16 protein-coding genes and 1 riboswitch are annotated in these 15,048 nt (G+C 49.1%); of the genes, 4 read left to right on the top strand and 12 right to left on the bottom strand.

What is annotated here, in order from left to right; genetic code table 11:
- Window positions 1-309 precede the first annotated feature (309 nt).
- Window positions 310-1,131 carry an MBL fold metallo-hydrolase gene (locus ABJ225_RS09045; RefSeq protein ID WP_347319720.1) on the top strand — a complete coding sequence of 274 codons (822 nt, stop codon included), beginning with the start codon at window positions 310-312 and terminating at the stop codon, window positions 1,129-1,131.
- 34 nt (window positions 1,132-1,165) lie between these two features.
- Here the strand turns inward: ABJ225_RS09045 and ABJ225_RS09040 are convergent, their stop codons facing one another.
- Window positions 1,166-1,540, bottom strand: coding sequence for a VOC family protein (locus ABJ225_RS09040; protein ID WP_347319718.1), 375 nt, complete (start codon window positions 1,538-1,540; stop codon window positions 1,166-1,168).
- A gap of 215 nt (window positions 1,541-1,755) precedes the next feature.
- On the opposite strand from ABJ225_RS09040, the gene ABJ225_RS09035 reads away from it, so the two are divergent.
- Complete coding sequence (locus ABJ225_RS09035) at window positions 1,756-2,766, top strand: serine hydrolase domain-containing protein (protein WP_347319716.1); 1,011 nt, start codon at window positions 1,756-1,758, stop codon at window positions 2,764-2,766.
- A gap of 61 nt (window positions 2,767-2,827) precedes the next feature.
- Here the strand turns inward: ABJ225_RS09035 and ABJ225_RS09030 are convergent, their stop codons facing one another.
- Entirely contained in the window at window positions 2,828-3,718 is an 891-nt protein-coding gene (locus ABJ225_RS09030; RefSeq protein ID WP_347319714.1) for an RNA polymerase sigma factor, read from the bottom strand.
- Window positions 3,719-3,833: 115 nt separating this feature from the next.
- Between ABJ225_RS09030 and atpE the strand changes: the two genes are divergently transcribed.
- Window positions 3,834-4,247, top strand: a complete 414-nt coding sequence (gene atpE, locus ABJ225_RS09025) for an ATP synthase F0 subunit C (protein ID WP_347319712.1) — start codon at window positions 3,834-3,836, stop codon at window positions 4,245-4,247.
- A 47-nt stretch (window positions 4,248-4,294) separates the two neighbouring features.
- Here atpE and mmuM read toward each other — a convergent pair whose 3' ends face one another.
- Together mmuM and mmuP are read right to left on the bottom strand one after the other, a co-directional pair.
- The gene (mmuM, locus tag ABJ225_RS09020) at window positions 4,295-5,260 is read right to left on the bottom strand and encodes a homocysteine S-methyltransferase (protein ID WP_347319710.1); all 966 of its coding nucleotides are present in this window, start codon (window positions 5,258-5,260) and stop codon (window positions 4,295-4,297) included.
- Window positions 5,229-6,644, bottom strand: coding sequence for an S-methylmethionine permease (gene mmuP / locus ABJ225_RS09015; protein ID WP_347319708.1), 1,416 nt, complete (start codon window positions 6,642-6,644; stop codon window positions 5,229-5,231). The genes mmuM and mmuP overlap by 32 nt, the downstream gene beginning before the upstream one ends.
- 85 nt (window positions 6,645-6,729) lie before the next feature.
- A riboswitch (SAM riboswitch) is annotated at window positions 6,730-6,838 on the bottom strand.
- 168 nt (window positions 6,839-7,006) lie between these two features.
- Here mmuP and nei point away from each other — a divergent pair.
- Window positions 7,007-7,822 (top strand): endonuclease VIII, encoded by an 816-nt coding sequence (nei, locus tag ABJ225_RS09010; protein ID WP_347319706.1) that lies wholly within the window; start codon window positions 7,007-7,009, stop codon window positions 7,820-7,822.
- 212 nt (window positions 7,823-8,034) lie between these two features.
- On the opposite strand, the gene ABJ225_RS09005 is transcribed toward nei, so the two are convergent.
- The 8 genes from ABJ225_RS09005 to ABJ225_RS08970 all read right to left on the bottom strand — a co-directional run bounded on the left by ABJ225_RS09005 (window position 8,035) and on the right by ABJ225_RS08970 (window position 14,955).
- The gene (locus tag ABJ225_RS09005) at window positions 8,035-8,964 is read right to left on the bottom strand and encodes a hypothetical protein (protein WP_347319704.1); all 930 of its coding nucleotides are present in this window, start codon (window positions 8,962-8,964) and stop codon (window positions 8,035-8,037) included.
- Between the two features lie 171 nt (window positions 8,965-9,135).
- Window positions 9,136-9,573: a monovalent cation/H(+) antiporter subunit G gene (mnhG, locus tag ABJ225_RS09000; protein ID WP_481900611.1), complete on the bottom strand. Its 438-nt coding sequence runs from the start codon at window positions 9,571-9,573 to the stop codon at window positions 9,136-9,138.
- Window positions 9,542-9,826, bottom strand: a complete 285-nt coding sequence (locus tag ABJ225_RS08995) for a Na(+)/H(+) antiporter subunit F1 (RefSeq protein ID WP_048015147.1) — start codon at window positions 9,824-9,826, stop codon at window positions 9,542-9,544. The genes mnhG and ABJ225_RS08995 overlap by 32 nt, the downstream gene beginning before the upstream one ends.
- Window positions 9,819-10,301, bottom strand: a complete 483-nt coding sequence (locus tag ABJ225_RS08990; RefSeq protein WP_218246992.1) for a Na+/H+ antiporter subunit E — start codon at window positions 10,299-10,301, stop codon at window positions 9,819-9,821. The genes ABJ225_RS08995 and ABJ225_RS08990 overlap by 8 nt, the downstream gene beginning before the upstream one ends.
- Window positions 10,302-10,319: 18 nt before the next feature.
- Window positions 10,320-11,804, bottom strand: a complete 1,485-nt coding sequence (locus tag ABJ225_RS08985) for a Na+/H+ antiporter subunit D (RefSeq protein ID WP_347319701.1) — start codon at window positions 11,802-11,804, stop codon at window positions 10,320-10,322.
- Window positions 11,797-12,135: a Na(+)/H(+) antiporter subunit C gene (locus ABJ225_RS08980; RefSeq protein ID WP_048005112.1), complete on the bottom strand. Its 339-nt coding sequence runs from the start codon at window positions 12,133-12,135 to the stop codon at window positions 11,797-11,799. Before ABJ225_RS08980 ends, ABJ225_RS08985 begins: the two co-directional genes overlap by 8 nt.
- On the bottom strand, window positions 12,135-12,560 hold the full coding sequence (locus ABJ225_RS08975; protein ID WP_048005113.1) for a Na(+)/H(+) antiporter subunit B: 426 nt from the start codon (window positions 12,558-12,560) through the stop codon (window positions 12,135-12,137). The genes ABJ225_RS08980 and ABJ225_RS08975 overlap by 1 nt, the downstream gene beginning before the upstream one ends.
- Complete coding sequence (locus ABJ225_RS08970; RefSeq protein WP_347319698.1) at window positions 12,544-14,955, bottom strand: Na+/H+ antiporter subunit A; 2,412 nt, start codon at window positions 14,953-14,955, stop codon at window positions 12,544-12,546. Before ABJ225_RS08970 ends, ABJ225_RS08975 begins: the two co-directional genes overlap by 17 nt.
- Between the last annotated feature and the right edge of the window lie 93 nt (window positions 14,956-15,048).

Raw genomic sequence — 15,048 nt, 5'->3', positions numbered from 1 at the left:
CGATTAGTGTAGGTTCATACTACCGCTCATGATTTCCGTGCAAGACTTCGCTTTCCGCGGGTAGCCCGTGAGCCAAGCCTGCGGGGTCTCACATAAGCTACTCTTCCCGCAGGAGTCTACGTCTTGCACCCCAATCAACCGCTGGAAACAATGAAATCGTAAGGGTCATAAAACATATTAAAAACCTGAATTCATTTGCCTTATCCTAGGCAAATGAATTCAGGTTTACTATGACTAAAGCACGTTTGTCCCAGCCTGTTCATGGTATAATTTTAATGAATTCCCAATAAGAGGAGAAGTGAGATCATCATGAATGAGCAAATATGCACCACATGCGGCGTGCAATACCAATCGGCTATCGAACCGTCATCTTGTCTGATCTGTACGGAGGAACGACAATATGTGAATCCAAACGGTCAATCATGGACCACCCTTGAGCAGCTTACTGCATCAGGAGAATACAAGAATGAGATTGTTCAAGAGGAAGATGGACTTTACAGCATCTCCACCACTCCTTCGTTCGGCATCGGTCAAACCGCTTATTTCATCCAGGAAGCCGGCTTCAATGTTCTATGGGATTGCATCACCTACCTTGATGCGGAGACCATTGCGTCCATCCGTGAGTTAGGAGGCATCCAGGAGATTGCCCTGTCCCACCCGCACTATTACTCCACCCAGGTGGAATGGGCAGAAGCCTTCGATGCGCCGATCTATATTCACGAAGATGACCGGGAATGGGTGACACGGCCGAGTAAGCGCATCATCTACTGGAGCGGGGAAGCGCTGGAACTGCATGAAGAAATCACCATCCATCGCATCGGCGGGCATTTCAAAGGAGGGAGCATCCTACACTGGAGAAGCGGTGCAGATAAGCTCGGTGTGCTCCTCACAGGGGATGTCATTCAGGTGGTAGCTGATCGGAACTGGGTCAGCTTCATGTACAGCTATCCGAATCTCATCCCGCTCCCTGCCGTTAAAGTAAGGGAGATGGCGAATCAGGTAAAACCGCTCCCATTCGAGAGACTCTATAACGCATTTCACCGGATCGTCACGCGTGGAGCGAATGCAAAGGTTCAGGCCTCGGCAGAACGCTATATTGCCGCACTGGAAGGCACACTCTTCCATACATAACAAAAAGCATCCCGCGATATGGGATGCTTTTGTTTCATCCTGTACAGATCATGATGAGATGGCCGTCAGGATCCTTCACGGTAAAAAAAGAGAAATCATCGAAGCTCGTGATGGGCTGGGCGACTTCGATTCCGATTCCCTCCACGTATCCATGGGCTTCATGAATATCGTCCGCATGAAAATTGAAGATCGGGAAACGGGCGGGCACAATGTCCTTTTGCTCCCCTTCAGGGCCTGCGTCCAGTGTAAGACTCGTATAATCGGCAACCGTGATTGTATGGACCGGTCTGATGACATAGTCCAGGTCGACTTCCTGACCTAGAAGATCAGCATACCAGTGGGCAGAGGCTTTCAGGTCACTTACATGGATAAAGATGGTATGGATCCTGTTTTGAATGGGCGTTTTCATGATTCACTCTCCTTTTTGTCTTCATTTAGTAAGACGGATGAAACGATGAAAACCTGACAGACTTTTTTTCTTTTTTTGAAGGTTTCTCCTCCAGACGGCTTTCATACAACCTTATCCCCGAAATCACCATATGGAAAACTTATTCTATCACCATTTTTTGCCTATCAACCTATCACGGGAAACGGTATCATGAAGGAAACGAGAGGACTGATTCCATGAAAAAACATGATCTCCACACCTACTGTATCAATACGGACTTCCACGGATCCATCCTTGTGACGAGTGGGTTTCAGATAGAATTACAGCAGGCTTATGGCTTGGCAGATCGGGTGCACAACATACCCAATTCCACTCAGACCCGCTTCGGGATGGCTTCGGGCTGCAAGCTCTTCACTGCAATTGCCATCCTGCAGCTGATTGAGAAAGGCTGTTTCTCCTTGGACTCACGGATACGGGATGTACTTCCTCTGAAGCACTCTCACTTTCACGAAGGTATCACAGTTCACCAGTTGTTGACCCATACTTCCGGCATACCGGATTATTTTGATGAAGAAAAGATGGATGACTTCGAGGACTTATGGAGAGACCAGCCCTCATACCGGATGGAATCACCGGCTGACTTCCTCCCTTTGTTTGAACAGGAGACTATGAAATCCACACCCGGTGAGCGCTTTTCCTACAATAATTCAGGCTATGTGCTTTTGGGCTTGATCATCGAGGCACACGCAGGAATCACATTTTCTGAATATATGGAGACCCATATTTTCGAAGCGGCAGGGATGGAAAAGTCGGGTTACTTCAGGATGGACCAGCTGCCGGATGGAACAGCCACTGGCTACATCGGCCTAGGGGATGGGCTGTATAAAAGCAATATCTACTCCCTTCCCGTGAAAGGAGGACCGGACGGAGGCGCCTATACGACAACAGAGGATGTCCATACCCTGCTCGATTCCCTCTTTAAGCACCGTCTCCTGACGAGAGAAAGCACGGATCTCATCCTGAAGCCGCACGTAGCGTCCGGTACGGGAACTTTTTATGGATATGGGGTATGGGTAATCCAGGACGAAGGGGATGATACGCCGGTTTATTCGTTGATGGGCCTTGATCCTGGCGTGAGCTTCAGATCTGTGATCATCCCGGAGGACGACCGGATGATCACCGTACTATCGAATTGTGACGATCAGGCATTCTCCCTGATGACCTTCATCCGTTCCACTGTTCTTTAGTACAGATGATAAAAGTAGGCTGCGTTCAATTCTACATCCAGTTCTTCGGCAGCCTGCTTCATCAGATCCCATGAAAAGCAGTAGAATCTCCAGGAGATGATGAGGCCTTCCTCGATCTCGATACGGTGAAGATTGTTGAGATACCTCTTCCCGTCCTCCTTCTCCTCCAGTTCCACAATCCCGGGGCACCCCATAGCAGACGGTACTCCCCGATGATGGTTTGTTGATCCTGGACAATCTGATGCCAATCCTCCAAGGAATGCCTCTTTGTCTCTTCCAAGCCGATCTCCAGCCCTGAATGGACAATCTCCGTCTGGATCTCTTCATGAAGGACGGATGCGATCCTTTCGGGGTCCTTGGACCGGAATCCTTCCAACATGGTGGCGATGACCGGATCAGCTTGAAGAGAATCCACAGATGCGCTCGTTCCTGATTTGGCATTAGAAACAGGATTATACTTCCGCAAACTCTTTCGTGCACGGCTTACATGAGCATGGACGGACGCTTCCGTCGTCCCGATGATATGAGCCACTTCCTTCCCTTTGTATAGGAATGCATCAGTCAAAATGATCGATACGTATTGAACAGGGGTAAGAATGTGGACGAGATGCTCCAGATTTTCCAGAAGCTGATAGTCGAATTCTCCTGCTGCATTGATTTCCTCCATGTCCTCCCTCATCTCGATCCGTTCCTGCTTCCTCCTTTGATCGATCCAACGGTTCGTTGCAATCTTGAATAGATAGGCTTTAGGTTCAATAGGCTGATAGAGCTTGGGCAATAATGAAAACGCACGGAGGAGCGTATCCTGGACCAGATCTTCTGCATCCCACGGGGATCGCGTCAAGGTCCGGCAGTATCTCCATAGATCGGACCGGTATGGCTCGATTTTTTCTTTAAATACCTTCTCCAGGTCCCGAAGGGGTGATCCCAGTGATTCAAGGTCTGCATTCATCTTTCCACTCCATTCTCAGAATCTACTTTTGTTAATGGTTGCCTGCGCCTCCTGTATTTCCTATAATATGGTTATGTGACAAAATCTTCAATACTATTAAATCTGAGGTGATTCTTTGGCTTTATACTTAATGGCATTAGCAGCCATCGTTGCGACCACGGGCATTGGGATCGTGATCCGGAAAGCCATGGGGGAGATGGCGGCAAACCCTGATCATCGGCAGCAGATCCAGTCGAGGATGTTCATCGGGGTGGCGATAGCAGAAGCTCTTCCTTTGATCCTGATCGTCCTTGGTTTCATCATGCTTGAGTCCTTTACAGGATCTGTCGTCGTTCCTGTGGCTATCACCATCGCGGTGACCGCCATCAACTTTGTGGTGCTATTGCGGACATTTTTGGACCTGGTGAAAGATCCCCATGCGGAGAAGCAGACAAAAGCGATGGTACAATCCACATTTTTCATTGGGTACGCCCTCATGACGGCGATCCCCATCATCGCTGTTGTGGCAAGTCTCATTGCAGCAGGTTGACCCCACATAAAAAAGGAGGCTCATCGGCCTCCTTTTTTATTGTTGATTTATTTTTCGCGTTTCCTCCACTTATCAGAAAGGTCCTGAATATGGGAAGGTCCGGTCCGACAGCAGCCACCAATGATCTTCGCACCTGCTTCAAACCATGCATCGGACTGGTCAATGAAACTTCCGCATGCTTCCTGGCCATGCCAGGTTTTGGTCTCCGCATCATAGGTTTCCCCGGAATTGGGATAGACGATGATCGGTTGATCTGTATGCTGATGAAGGATTTTGACGGCGTCCGTCGCTTCCGGGATCGGTGCACAGTTCACACCGATTGCAGCAATCTGCTCTATATCCTTGAAGGCAAGTGCGCAATCGGCCACCCTCGTCCCATCACTGATCCGGGATCCATCCCTCAACGAGAAGGATAACCAGGCATAAACACCGGGATTCTCATTCAATAAGGATACCAACACTTCCGCTTCTTCAAATGAAGGGATGGTTTCAAAAGCCAGAACGTCGGCTCCGGCTTCAACAAGGGCCTGAATACGGAGACGATGGAAGGCTGCAAGTTCTTCCTTCGAAATGCCGTAATCCCCCCTATACTCGGACCCATCTGCCAGATACGCACCGTACGGACCGACAGAGGCCGCTACGAAAGGCTTATGACGACCGTTGTCCCGACTGCATTCTTCATCCCAGAATGAATCCCTTGCTTCTTTTGCCAGGAATACGGTTTGCTTGATCAGACCAATGGCCTCCTCCTCGCCTATCCCTCGTTTACCGAATCCCTCCACTGTTGCCTGGTAGCTTGCTGTGATAGCACAATCGGCTCCGGCTCGGAAGTAGTCCGTGTGGACGGCCGAGATTGCCCCCGGGTTCTCAATGAGGGTCCGGGCAGACCACAGCGGATCATCGAGATCGCATCCATGGGACTCCAGTTCAGTGGCGAGCGCCCCGTCCAGGATGACCGTGGCGTGACTCCTCAAGATGGCTTCAATGGGATTGTGTTTCACTTGTGTTGACATACTCGACACTCCTCTTCTTTTTCACATAGTTTGTCACATAGTACGCTGCATAACAGAAGCCGACGAACGGGATCGTGCAGTAAAGTGCCACCCTCTGACCTTCATCGAATGCGATACCGATGACGGATGCAAGGCAGAGAAGGAACGATGCAATCGGGACAAATGGATACAATGGCGTCTTATATGCCAGGTCCTTCACGCTGTTACCTTCTTTGATGAAGCGTCTCCTGAAGAAGAACTGCGATGCACTTATGCTCATCCAGACAAATACGACAGCCAGTCCGGAAATCGATACCAATAAGATATATACTGTATCGGGTGCGTAAATGCTTGATAAGAGTGCAAGCCCGCCTCCCAACATGCTGGTGATGGTGGCTACGAGGGGAACGCCCGATTTGGTCAATTTACCGAAGAAAGACGGTATGGTCTTTTTGTCTGCAAGTGACCAAAGCATCCTGGAAGAAGCGTACAAGCCGGAATTGGCTGCGGAGAGGATGGCGGTGATGATCACCACATTCATAAGGTCTGCCGCATATGGAATCCCGATCCTGCCGAGTACGGCGACGAATGGACTTTCCAATACGCTTGCCGCTTCACTTGGGAGGAGGGCAGAAAGCACCACAATCGTCCCTACATAGAAGATGACGAGTCTGATAAGGGTTGTCCGGATCGCCTTTGGAATCGTTTTGGTAGGCTCCTTCGTTTCACCCGCTGCTACCCCGATGAGTTCGGTGCCGGAGAAGGCGAAATTGACGGCAAGCATTGTCATGATAATGGCAAATGCCCCATTCGGGAATAACCCCGCATCGGTGATATTTGTGAAGAATGGTGCCGGGGATGAATCGGCAAGGGGCACGAAGCCGACGATGGCAGCCCCTCCTGCAATGATGAAAAAGACAATGGCGACTACCTTGACAAGGGAGAACCAGAATTCAGATTCTGCAAAAAATCGGACCGTGAACGCGTTCATACCGAAGATGATGGCTGCAAATAACCCACTCCAGATCCATACGCTCACTGATGGGAACCACCGCTGCATCATCAGACCGGCAGCCGTGAATTCAGATCCAAGGGCAACCGTCCAAGTCAGCCAGTACAACCAGCCGACGGCATAACCGGTACCCGGCCCGATGTACTTTGCCGCGTAGCTGTGGAAAGATCCCGTCTCGGGCATATGTACCGAAAGCTCCCCGAGGCACATCATGACAAGATACACGACGATGGCTCCGATCAAATAAGAAAGGATCGTACCGAATGGACCTGCCTGATGGATGGTATACCCCGAGCTGAGAAAAAGCCCCGTTCCGATCACGCCCCCAAGGGAGAGCATGATCAAATGCCTTGTTTTCATTTTCCTCTTAAAGTCTTTTGCTTCACTTTTCATGTTGGCATCCTCCGCGTTCTTGATTCTGGGATGAGCAGACAAACAAAAAACGCACTCAAAACGAGTGCGTTACCGACAAATAAACTGCTTATCTATCAGGTTTGATCACCCGCTGGAATTAGCACAGTTTCTTCATAAGAAGATCTGCTGCTGAGGCTTCAAAGGGCCAGTCCCTCCACCTCTCTGGATAAGAATTATGAGATTGTTATAAACATTAACAAGAACCCTCATTCCTGTCAATATAAAAATAATCACACCAAAATTATGTAAGCGCACCCACACCTTACCCTTGGTGAAAAAATACCCATTTGATTATTTCCATGGGAATACGGGAACGTATATAGAAAAAGGGGGATGACACCATGCCGGAAGGACCGGAAATCAGAAGGGCTGCCGACCGTGTTCAAAAAGCTCTCGCCCATCTTCCCGTCATGGAGATTTTCTTTGCCTTCCCACAGCTAAAGGGATATGAAAGTCTCCTTCAGGGAACGAAAATTACCAGGGTGGACACGAAGGGAAAAGCGATGCTGATCCGCTTTGACAACGGCTATACGATGTATTCACACAACCAGCTGTATGGAAGATGGTATGTGAAAAAAGCCTATGAATACCCAAAAACCAACCGCCAGCTGCGCGTAGCCATACACAATGAAAAGAAATCCGCTTTGCTCTATAGCGCCTCTGATATTGAAGTCATGCGGGATGAGGAGGTCCATTTACACCCCTTCATTGCACGGGTGGGTCCGGATATTCTCAGTGAAGACGTAACAAGTGGAGACATCCTGGCCAGGATGGAAGCATTCAGGAAACGCAAATGGGCGCAGCTGCTGCTTGATCAAAGTTTCGTTGCCGGTATCGGGAACTACCTTCGCTCTGAAATTCTATTCGTCTCAGGGATCCATCCGACACTCCGTCCCATGGACTGTAGTAATGACCAGCTGACCCTTGCTGCCGAAGCCATCATTCATTTGATGACGCAATCCTACGAAACCGCTGGGATCACCAATGACCTGCAGTTAGTAGAAAAGCTGAAACAAGAAGGTGTGACGCGGTCCCGTTACCGCCATTGGGTCTTCAATCGTGAAGGTTCCTCATGCTATCGCTGCGGGACCGAGATTGAGAAAATCACGGCCGCTTCCAGAAGGCTGTATTACTGTCCACATTGTCAGTCCAAATAAAAATGAGGTCGGGACTAAACAAAAAAAGTACCATTTAACACGACCAGTATAGGTTCTATATACCGCTAATGATTTCCGTGCAACCGCTAGAAACAAGTAAATAAAAATAGTCATGAAACAAATTAAAACCCGAATTCATTTGCCTGATCGGTGGCAAATGAATTCGGGTTTTACTATAGCTACAACACGTTTTTCCAACCCTCTATTTATTATTAGATTACGCCGTCCATCCCTGCACTCGTCATAATCCCGTCGAGGGCTTCTACAAAATAGGCGTGGTCAAGCCCCTGTTTGACGACGATGTCCTTCATGATGACACCCAGTTCAGTTGAAATCCTCAAGTATTCTGTCGTCATATCATCAAGTTTCGCTCTGGTTTCGGCGGCATTATCGACGTTCACTTTCTCAATTGTCTTAATCATGTCTTCTGAGATTGCCAGGTATTTGTCCTGTGTTTCTTTGTATTTCTTGATATCTCCGTCCACTTCTTTGCTATTGTCGATCGAATCAAGCAAGCCCAAGGCGTCATCATGCATGCTCTTGTAGACAGGTTCCTCTATCTGGAAGGTCTGAAGTTCCGATTTGACCATTTGTACGTCCTCTTCGGTCATGTTTTCTTTAATGTAAAAGTCGGGATTTCCAATTCCATAATCATAGTACAACATCACTTCCATCATACTCGCCTGGAATATAGCAAGCTGGATTTCTTTATCAAAGGAGGCAAATTCTTCTTCACTGGCTTCAAGACTGGGTCCCTGACCAGGCATCGTGGTCTCAGCTTCCCCTGCAGCCGGACTGTTGAACGCATCGGAAGAGTCGTCATTGAATGGGTCGTCTTCAGTACTCAGCGAATCATCCTGGACGCTTCCATCTGCCGGAATGTCATCGATTGATGCCGTTCCCCCATCCCCCGATGCAGTACCTTCTTCCTCTGTTGCCGTGGCATCCGTCGAATCTTCCGCATCTGCTTCTCCAGATTGATCACTGTCATCTTTCTTGGCGGTCTTTTCTTCACCCGTTTGTTCCGTCTTTTCTTTCTTCTCTTCCTTGCCACCACTGATGGCCGTCTGCAGGCTGCTGCAAGCCCCCAGGGTCAAAATCATCGCCAGTAGAATGCTGAACCATGCTGCCTTTCGCTTCATGTAGCTACCTCCTTATTTGTCAACCATTTTGTTACCAGTTTTATACCCGCACTCTCTTCCCGCAAACATATTTTTACAAAGTTTGGTTCTTATTGGTGTGTTTCGTCACATGTGGAAAGATGGATAAACTGCATAATATCAGTCAAATTTCACATAAAAAAGACCACCGATTTACTCAGTGGCCTTCTCTGTTTTACTCGATGAAGAAGCGTTTGTCTCCTCATCTTTCGTTTCCGTATGATAATTGGCTTCGTCCTGTTCCAGCAGATCTTTCAACTCATCCTGTACGGTTTCGTCGCACATTTCGACTTTGGACCTGTATGCTGCCCTGACGATGACATGGGAAGCGACTGGCGCCGTAAGGAACACGAAGAAAATGCCCAGGAACAGTCTGATGCTGAACACCCCTTCCATGATAAAAAACAGGAAGGCACCGATGAGGGTGAACAAGACCCCTACCGTGGAGCTCTTTGAAGCTGAGTGAGACCGGGTGTAGATGTCCGGCAGACGGACGAGCCCGATTGCACTGAGCAAACTGAAGATCGTTCCGATCAGGATCAAGAATACGGCAACGACTTCAATCGGACTTGTTACGTTCAAAGACGACACCCCTTTCTATATAGCGCGCAAAAGCAAGCGTGCCGATGAATGAAAGGATCCCGATAAGAAGGATGACTTCGAAAAAGCCCGAATTCTGTAGCAGGACCGAAAAGATCGCTACCGCCGAAATCAGCTTGACTCCCAGGGCATCCAGTGCCTGGACGCGATCGGGTGCTGACGGTCCCTTGATGATCCGGTACACGGTCGCCAGGATGGCAATGGTCAGGACGACAAGGGAACAGATCAATATGGCTTTAATCATTTCTGGTCACCCTCTTTATGGCAGTCTCCAGCTTCTTCTGGGATTTGTATGCCGATTCTTTCGCACTCGGAAGGTTGATGCCGTGAAGATAGAATCGTTTATTGTCATCGGAAACCTCCATGACGACGGACCCCGGGGTCAAATTCAACAGGAGCGCGAGGAGCGTTACTTCAAGCTCCCCTTCAAGATCGGTCTCAAGCTTGAATACACCGGGTGTCACATCGATCTTCGGCTTGATGATATGACGAGAGACCTGGACGCTGGAAACAAACAGTTCCCGGATGAAAACAAGGAATAAATGGATGATGGCCACCAGCGACTCCAGGTAGAACTTATGAGGCAGGAAACGCCTTAAAATGAACAGAACCACTATACCGAATAAATACCCGCTGAAGAAGGTGAGGAAACTGAAGCTTTCCTGAAAGAACATCCATATGAAACCGATCAGAAGATTGATCAGGATTTGCATGGGCATGGGGTACCACCTCTTTTCTTATCGATTGACACCAATGACGGCTTCAATGTAAATGGACGGGTTCATCAATCCCTCCACCGCAATATTCACATACTCCTGTACACCTTGTGCTCCGAGTCCAAGGAAGATGGTAAGGGCCGTCAGGATACTGATCGGCCACATGAGGCCTTTGATGCTTCCTTTTTCTTTTTCCTCGGTCAGCTCGGTATCTCCGAGGAACCCGTTCATGAAGATCTTCATGATGGAGTACAGGACCATGAGACTGGTCAACAGACCGATGCCTCCCAGCCAGAAATACCCTGCCTCAAATGTTCCCTTCGTGATGAGGACTTTTCCGAGGAACCCTCCAAATGGCGGGATTCCTGCAAGGGACAGCGCGGCAATGAAGAACATCCAGCAGAACAGCGGATGAAGCGTGATGAGTCCACTGATGTTCCTGAGCTTGCTTGTTCCCGTCAAGTGGATGATCGTCCACCCCAACAAGAAGATCAGGGCCTTCACGATCATATCGTGAATGAGATAAAAGATGGAGCCTGTCATTCCATTTGGATTAAACGAAGCCAGACCCGCCAGGATGAAGCCGACACCGACAATGACGTTATAGGTCAGAATCTTCTTGATATCCCAGTAAGCGACGGCTCCAATCGCTCCTGACAGCATGGTAAGGGCTGCTAGGATGCCGATGAGGAGATGGGTTACCTGGGGCTCATGATAGAACACAAGGGTGAACATCCGGATGATGGCGTAGATTCCCACTTTGGTCAAAAGGGCGGCGAATACGGCTGACACCGCCGTCGGTGGTGCTCCGTATGAACCAGGGAGCCAGAAGAACAGGAATAGGCCTGCCTTCAGGCTGAACACTGTGAGCAGGACGATCGCGATCGTTGTGATCAGCCCGTCTTGACCGGCTTCTTCCACCCTCAGGGATAAATCAGCCATATTCAATGTTCCAAGAGTAGCATAGAGATATGCAATTCCGACCAGGAACAGGAAGGACGAAATGATGTTGATGAGAATGTATTTCAAACTTTCTCTGAGCTGCACCTTCTCCCCTCCAAGGGAAATCAGCACATACGAAGCGACAAGCATCACTTCAAAGCACACAAACAGGTTAAAGATATCCCCGGTCAAAAATGACCCGTTCACCCCGGTGATGAGGAACAGGAAGAGCGGATAAAAGTAATGCTCTTCCCTATTCCTACCGATTGACCGGAAGGAATAAAAGAGACAGCATAGAGCCACGATCCCGGAGACCAAAAGCAGGAGTGCCGAAAGCATATCCGCTACCATCGTGACACCGAATGGGGCTTCCCACCCGCCTAATTGAAGGGACTGGGGACCGTTCACTTTGATTTCCTCCATCAGTACGAAGGAAACGGCAATCGATGCCAGGAGGGCTATGACCCCGAGGAATCGCTGAAACGGTATATTTTTTCTGAAGATGACCATCACCATCCCGGCGATGATCGGGATGATGATAGGCAATATGATCACATTATTCATTCTCATAACCTCTCATCTGTTCTGTGTCATCTGTACCCAGCACTTTGTAGGCGCGGTAGCTCAACACCAGAAAAAGGGCCGTCGTGGCGAAGTTGATCACGATCGCCGTCAACAAGAGGGCCTGAGGCAGCGAGTCCGCATAGGTGAGGGATTTGATTCCGAGAAGAGGAGGACCACCCTTCTTAAGACCACCCATAGTGATGATCAAGAGGTTTACTGCATGCCCCAGGATCGAAGTGCCCAAAATGATTCGTAGAAGCGTCTTTGTCAAAATCAAGTAGATTCCAATGGCAAAAAGGATACCGACAACAATGGACATCAGTGTTTCCATCAGCGATCATCCCCTATGCTCAGTATGATCGTCATGGACGTCCCGATGACGGCGAGGGCGACACCAATATCAAATAGGACCGCAGTGGCGAGCTCCGTCTTCCCGAAAATGGGAAGGTCGAAGTAATCGTAGGTCTGGAACAGGAACGGCTTATCGAATACCATTCCACCTACACCCGTCAGGACGGCGATGAGGACACCGACAGCAGACAGGACCTTAAAATCGACAGGCAGGTTGCGACGGACCGATTCCATATCGAAAGTGAGGAACAGGAGGATCAAGGCTGACGAAAACGCCAGACCGCCGATAAATCCGCCACCGGGGTGATGATGACCGGAAATGAATAAGTTGATGGCGAAGGCCAGGATGATGACGATGGCCACCCTCGTGACATTCTTGATGATAATATCATTTGGCTTTTTCATTCTTATCCCCTCCTCCTCTCATTTTGATCAGTGTGTAAACACCCAGACCGGCGATCGATAGAACCAGGATTTCAAGCATGGTATCAATCCCCCTGAAATCGACCAGGATCGCATTGACGATGTTTTTTGCACCAGCGATTTCATACGAATTCTCATAGTAGCTCGAAATCGAATCGAACATTCTTGTACCATTTGCAGACAGGGCAACCAGGGTCACGACCACTCCCGATAGAATGGCGATGACGGCGTTGGTCAACTTGAACGGGATCTTGCTTACTTCCTTCTTCATCTGAGGAAGATGGTAGAAGCATAACAGGAAAAGCGTCGTTGTGACGGTTTCCACCACCAACTGGGTCAGGGCAAGATCCGGCGCCCTGAACAAGACGAACAGGAATGAAATCAGGAACCCGAGAGCCCCTACGGAAACGACCGCTGTCAGCCTCGTCTTGGCGAATAGGACCGATAGTCCTGACAGGACAAGGATCAGTACAAATCCGGCTTCATAAATTGTGATTGGACTGTCGTTCGACGTATCGAAGACGAACCCTCCCGTAAGGAACAGGGAACCTCCGACCATCAGGATGAAGAATACGAAGATATAAACGAGATAGTCCCTCAGGAAACCAGTCATATAGCGATTTGTCACGGCACCTGAGACTTTCTCCATCTTCTCGATCCCGACATTGTAGGCATTATTCAGCGTCAGGGCTTGCGGATATTTCAAATAGAGACGGAACCATTTCCGGAGCGTCTTGTAAAGGATGATACCGAAGACGATGACACCAAAGGTCATGAACAGCTCCAGATTGAATCCATGCCATGCGCTGATTTCTTTCAGTTTGATGGTTTCATGAAGTTCGGGAAGGATGGCATTAAAGGCCGGTTTGTATAGATAATCCCCCATCACATTCGGTACGAAGAATGAGATGATGACTATCAGAGCAAGGATGACCGGACTCAGCAGCAACCCGAATGGCGCTTCATGTAAGACCTTCCCTTTCTTCGCGAGCTTGTTGCGCCCGCCGAATGTCTTGAATACAAGGATCATGCAGTATACAAAGGTGAAGACACTGGCCACCCAGCCGATGATCGGGATGAGGAGGCCGATGAACCCGACATTGAAGATTGACAGCTCCGACGCTTTCACCAAGGCAGTGAAGAACATCTCCTTACTGAGGAAGCCATTGAACGGCGGAAGGCCCGCCATAGCAAAACTACCAACTACAGTCAACGTAAAGGAAATCGGCATGAATCGTACGAGCCCCCCAAGTTTCCGGATATCACGGGTACCGGTTTCGTGGTCGATGATACCGACCACCATGAAGAGGGCACCTTTGAATGTGGAGTGATTCACCATATGGAAGATCGCCGCGAATATGGCCGTCCCATAGACGGTGGATTCATCCCCATACCCGAAATACAGAGCGGCGGAACCGAGGCCTAGCATACTCATGATCATGCCAAGCTGACTGATCGTCGAATACGCAAGGAGTGCTTTGAGGTCCGTCTGGCGCACGGCGTTGACCGATCCATACAGGAGTGTGATGAGGCCGACCCCCGATACGATCCAGAACCATTCGGCCGATCCCCCGAAGAACGCTGTGAAGCGGGCGACGAGATAGATACCAGCTTTGACCATGGTCGCTGAATGGAGATAGGCACTGATGGGTGTCGGTGCTTCCATGGCGTCCGGAAGCCAGATGCTGAAAGGAAATTGGGCAGATTTCGTAAATGCCCCCAACAGAATCAATATCATGGCAGGAAGGAAGAGTGGGTGATCCTGAAGGCCATTGGCCAGTGACAAGATGCCCCTTATACTGTTTGTTCCTGTCATCATGCTGATCATGATGAGGCCAGCAAGCATGGCGAGTCCGCCGAACACGGTGATGAGCATGGACTTCTGTGCTCCGTAGCGTGAACGCTCCCGTTCATACCAGTACGCGATGAGGAGCAATGAGGATATACTCGTCATTTCCCAGAACACATACAGGACATAGATATTATCCGAGAACACCAGACCGAGCATGGCTCCCATGAAGAGGAGCAGATACACATAGAAGTTGTGTAGCGCTTCACGGTGCTTCGACATATAGTAAATGGAATAAAAGATGACCAAGCTTCCGATCCCGGTGATCAGAAGGCCGAATAATAGGCTGAGGCCATCGACGGTGAGGACAAAGTCGATATCGTACGCAGGAATCCATGATACAGATGCTTCATACGTATTTCCGGCTGCGAGATTGGGGATAAAGGTTAATAGGTAGATGAAGACCAGAAGTGGAACAACAAGAACGAACCAGCCGGTATGGATCTTCGGTGAAACCAGTTTATAGATGAATGGAACCAAGATGGCGAACAGAATCGGGAGCAAGACGGCTAGATGGATCCAAGACAAGTGAGCCCCTCCTTTTTGAATAATTTTCAACAATCTATTTCTTAATCTTTCGGAACTTCTAGATATAGTAAGAAATCCATTGACGACTATTAT

The organism is Rossellomorea sp. RS05 (assembly GCF_039822645.1).
In the GTDB taxonomy this organism is placed as follows: domain Bacteria; phylum Bacillota; class Bacilli; order Bacillales; family Bacillaceae_B; genus Rossellomorea; species Rossellomorea marisflavi_B.
Note: the sequence above shows the minus strand (reverse complement) of the source record. Positions and strands in the feature narration are given on the sequence as shown.

Coding starts and splice junctions, on each gene's coding strand:
- ABJ225_RS09045 (WP_347319720.1), top strand. CDS start 310: ATGAATGAGCAAATATGCACCACATGCGGCGTGCAATACCAATCGGCT.
- ABJ225_RS09040 (WP_347319718.1), bottom strand. CDS start 1,540: ATGAAAACGCCCATTCAAAACAGGATCCATACCATCTTTATCCATGTA.
- ABJ225_RS09035 (WP_347319716.1), top strand. CDS start 1,756: ATGAAAAAACATGATCTCCACACCTACTGTATCAATACGGACTTCCAC.
- ABJ225_RS09030 (WP_347319714.1), bottom strand. CDS start 3,718: ATGAATGCAGACCTTGAATCACTGGGATCACCCCTTCGGGACCTGGAG.
- mmuM (WP_347319710.1), bottom strand. CDS start 5,260: ATGTCAACACAAGTGAAACACAATCCCATTGAAGCCATCTTGAGGAGT.
- mmuP (WP_347319708.1), bottom strand. CDS start 6,644: ATGAAAAGTGAAGCAAAAGACTTTAAGAGGAAAATGAAAACAAGGCAT.
- nei (WP_347319706.1), top strand. CDS start 7,007: ATGCCGGAAGGACCGGAAATCAGAAGGGCTGCCGACCGTGTTCAAAAA.
- ABJ225_RS09005 (WP_347319704.1), bottom strand. CDS start 8,964: ATGAAGCGAAAGGCAGCATGGTTCAGCATTCTACTGGCGATGATTTTG.
- ABJ225_RS08995 (WP_048015147.1), bottom strand. CDS start 9,826: ATGATTAAAGCCATATTGATCTGTTCCCTTGTCGTCCTGACCATTGCC.
- ABJ225_RS08990 (WP_218246992.1), bottom strand. CDS start 10,301: ATGCCCATGCAAATCCTGATCAATCTTCTGATCGGTTTCATATGGATG.
- ABJ225_RS08985 (WP_347319701.1), bottom strand. CDS start 11,804: ATGAATAATGTGATCATATTGCCTATCATCATCCCGATCATCGCCGGG.
- ABJ225_RS08980 (WP_048005112.1), bottom strand. CDS start 12,135: ATGGAAACACTGATGTCCATTGTTGTCGGTATCCTTTTTGCCATTGGA.
- ABJ225_RS08975 (WP_048005113.1), bottom strand. CDS start 12,560: ATGAAAAAGCCAAATGATATTATCATCAAGAATGTCACGAGGGTGGCC.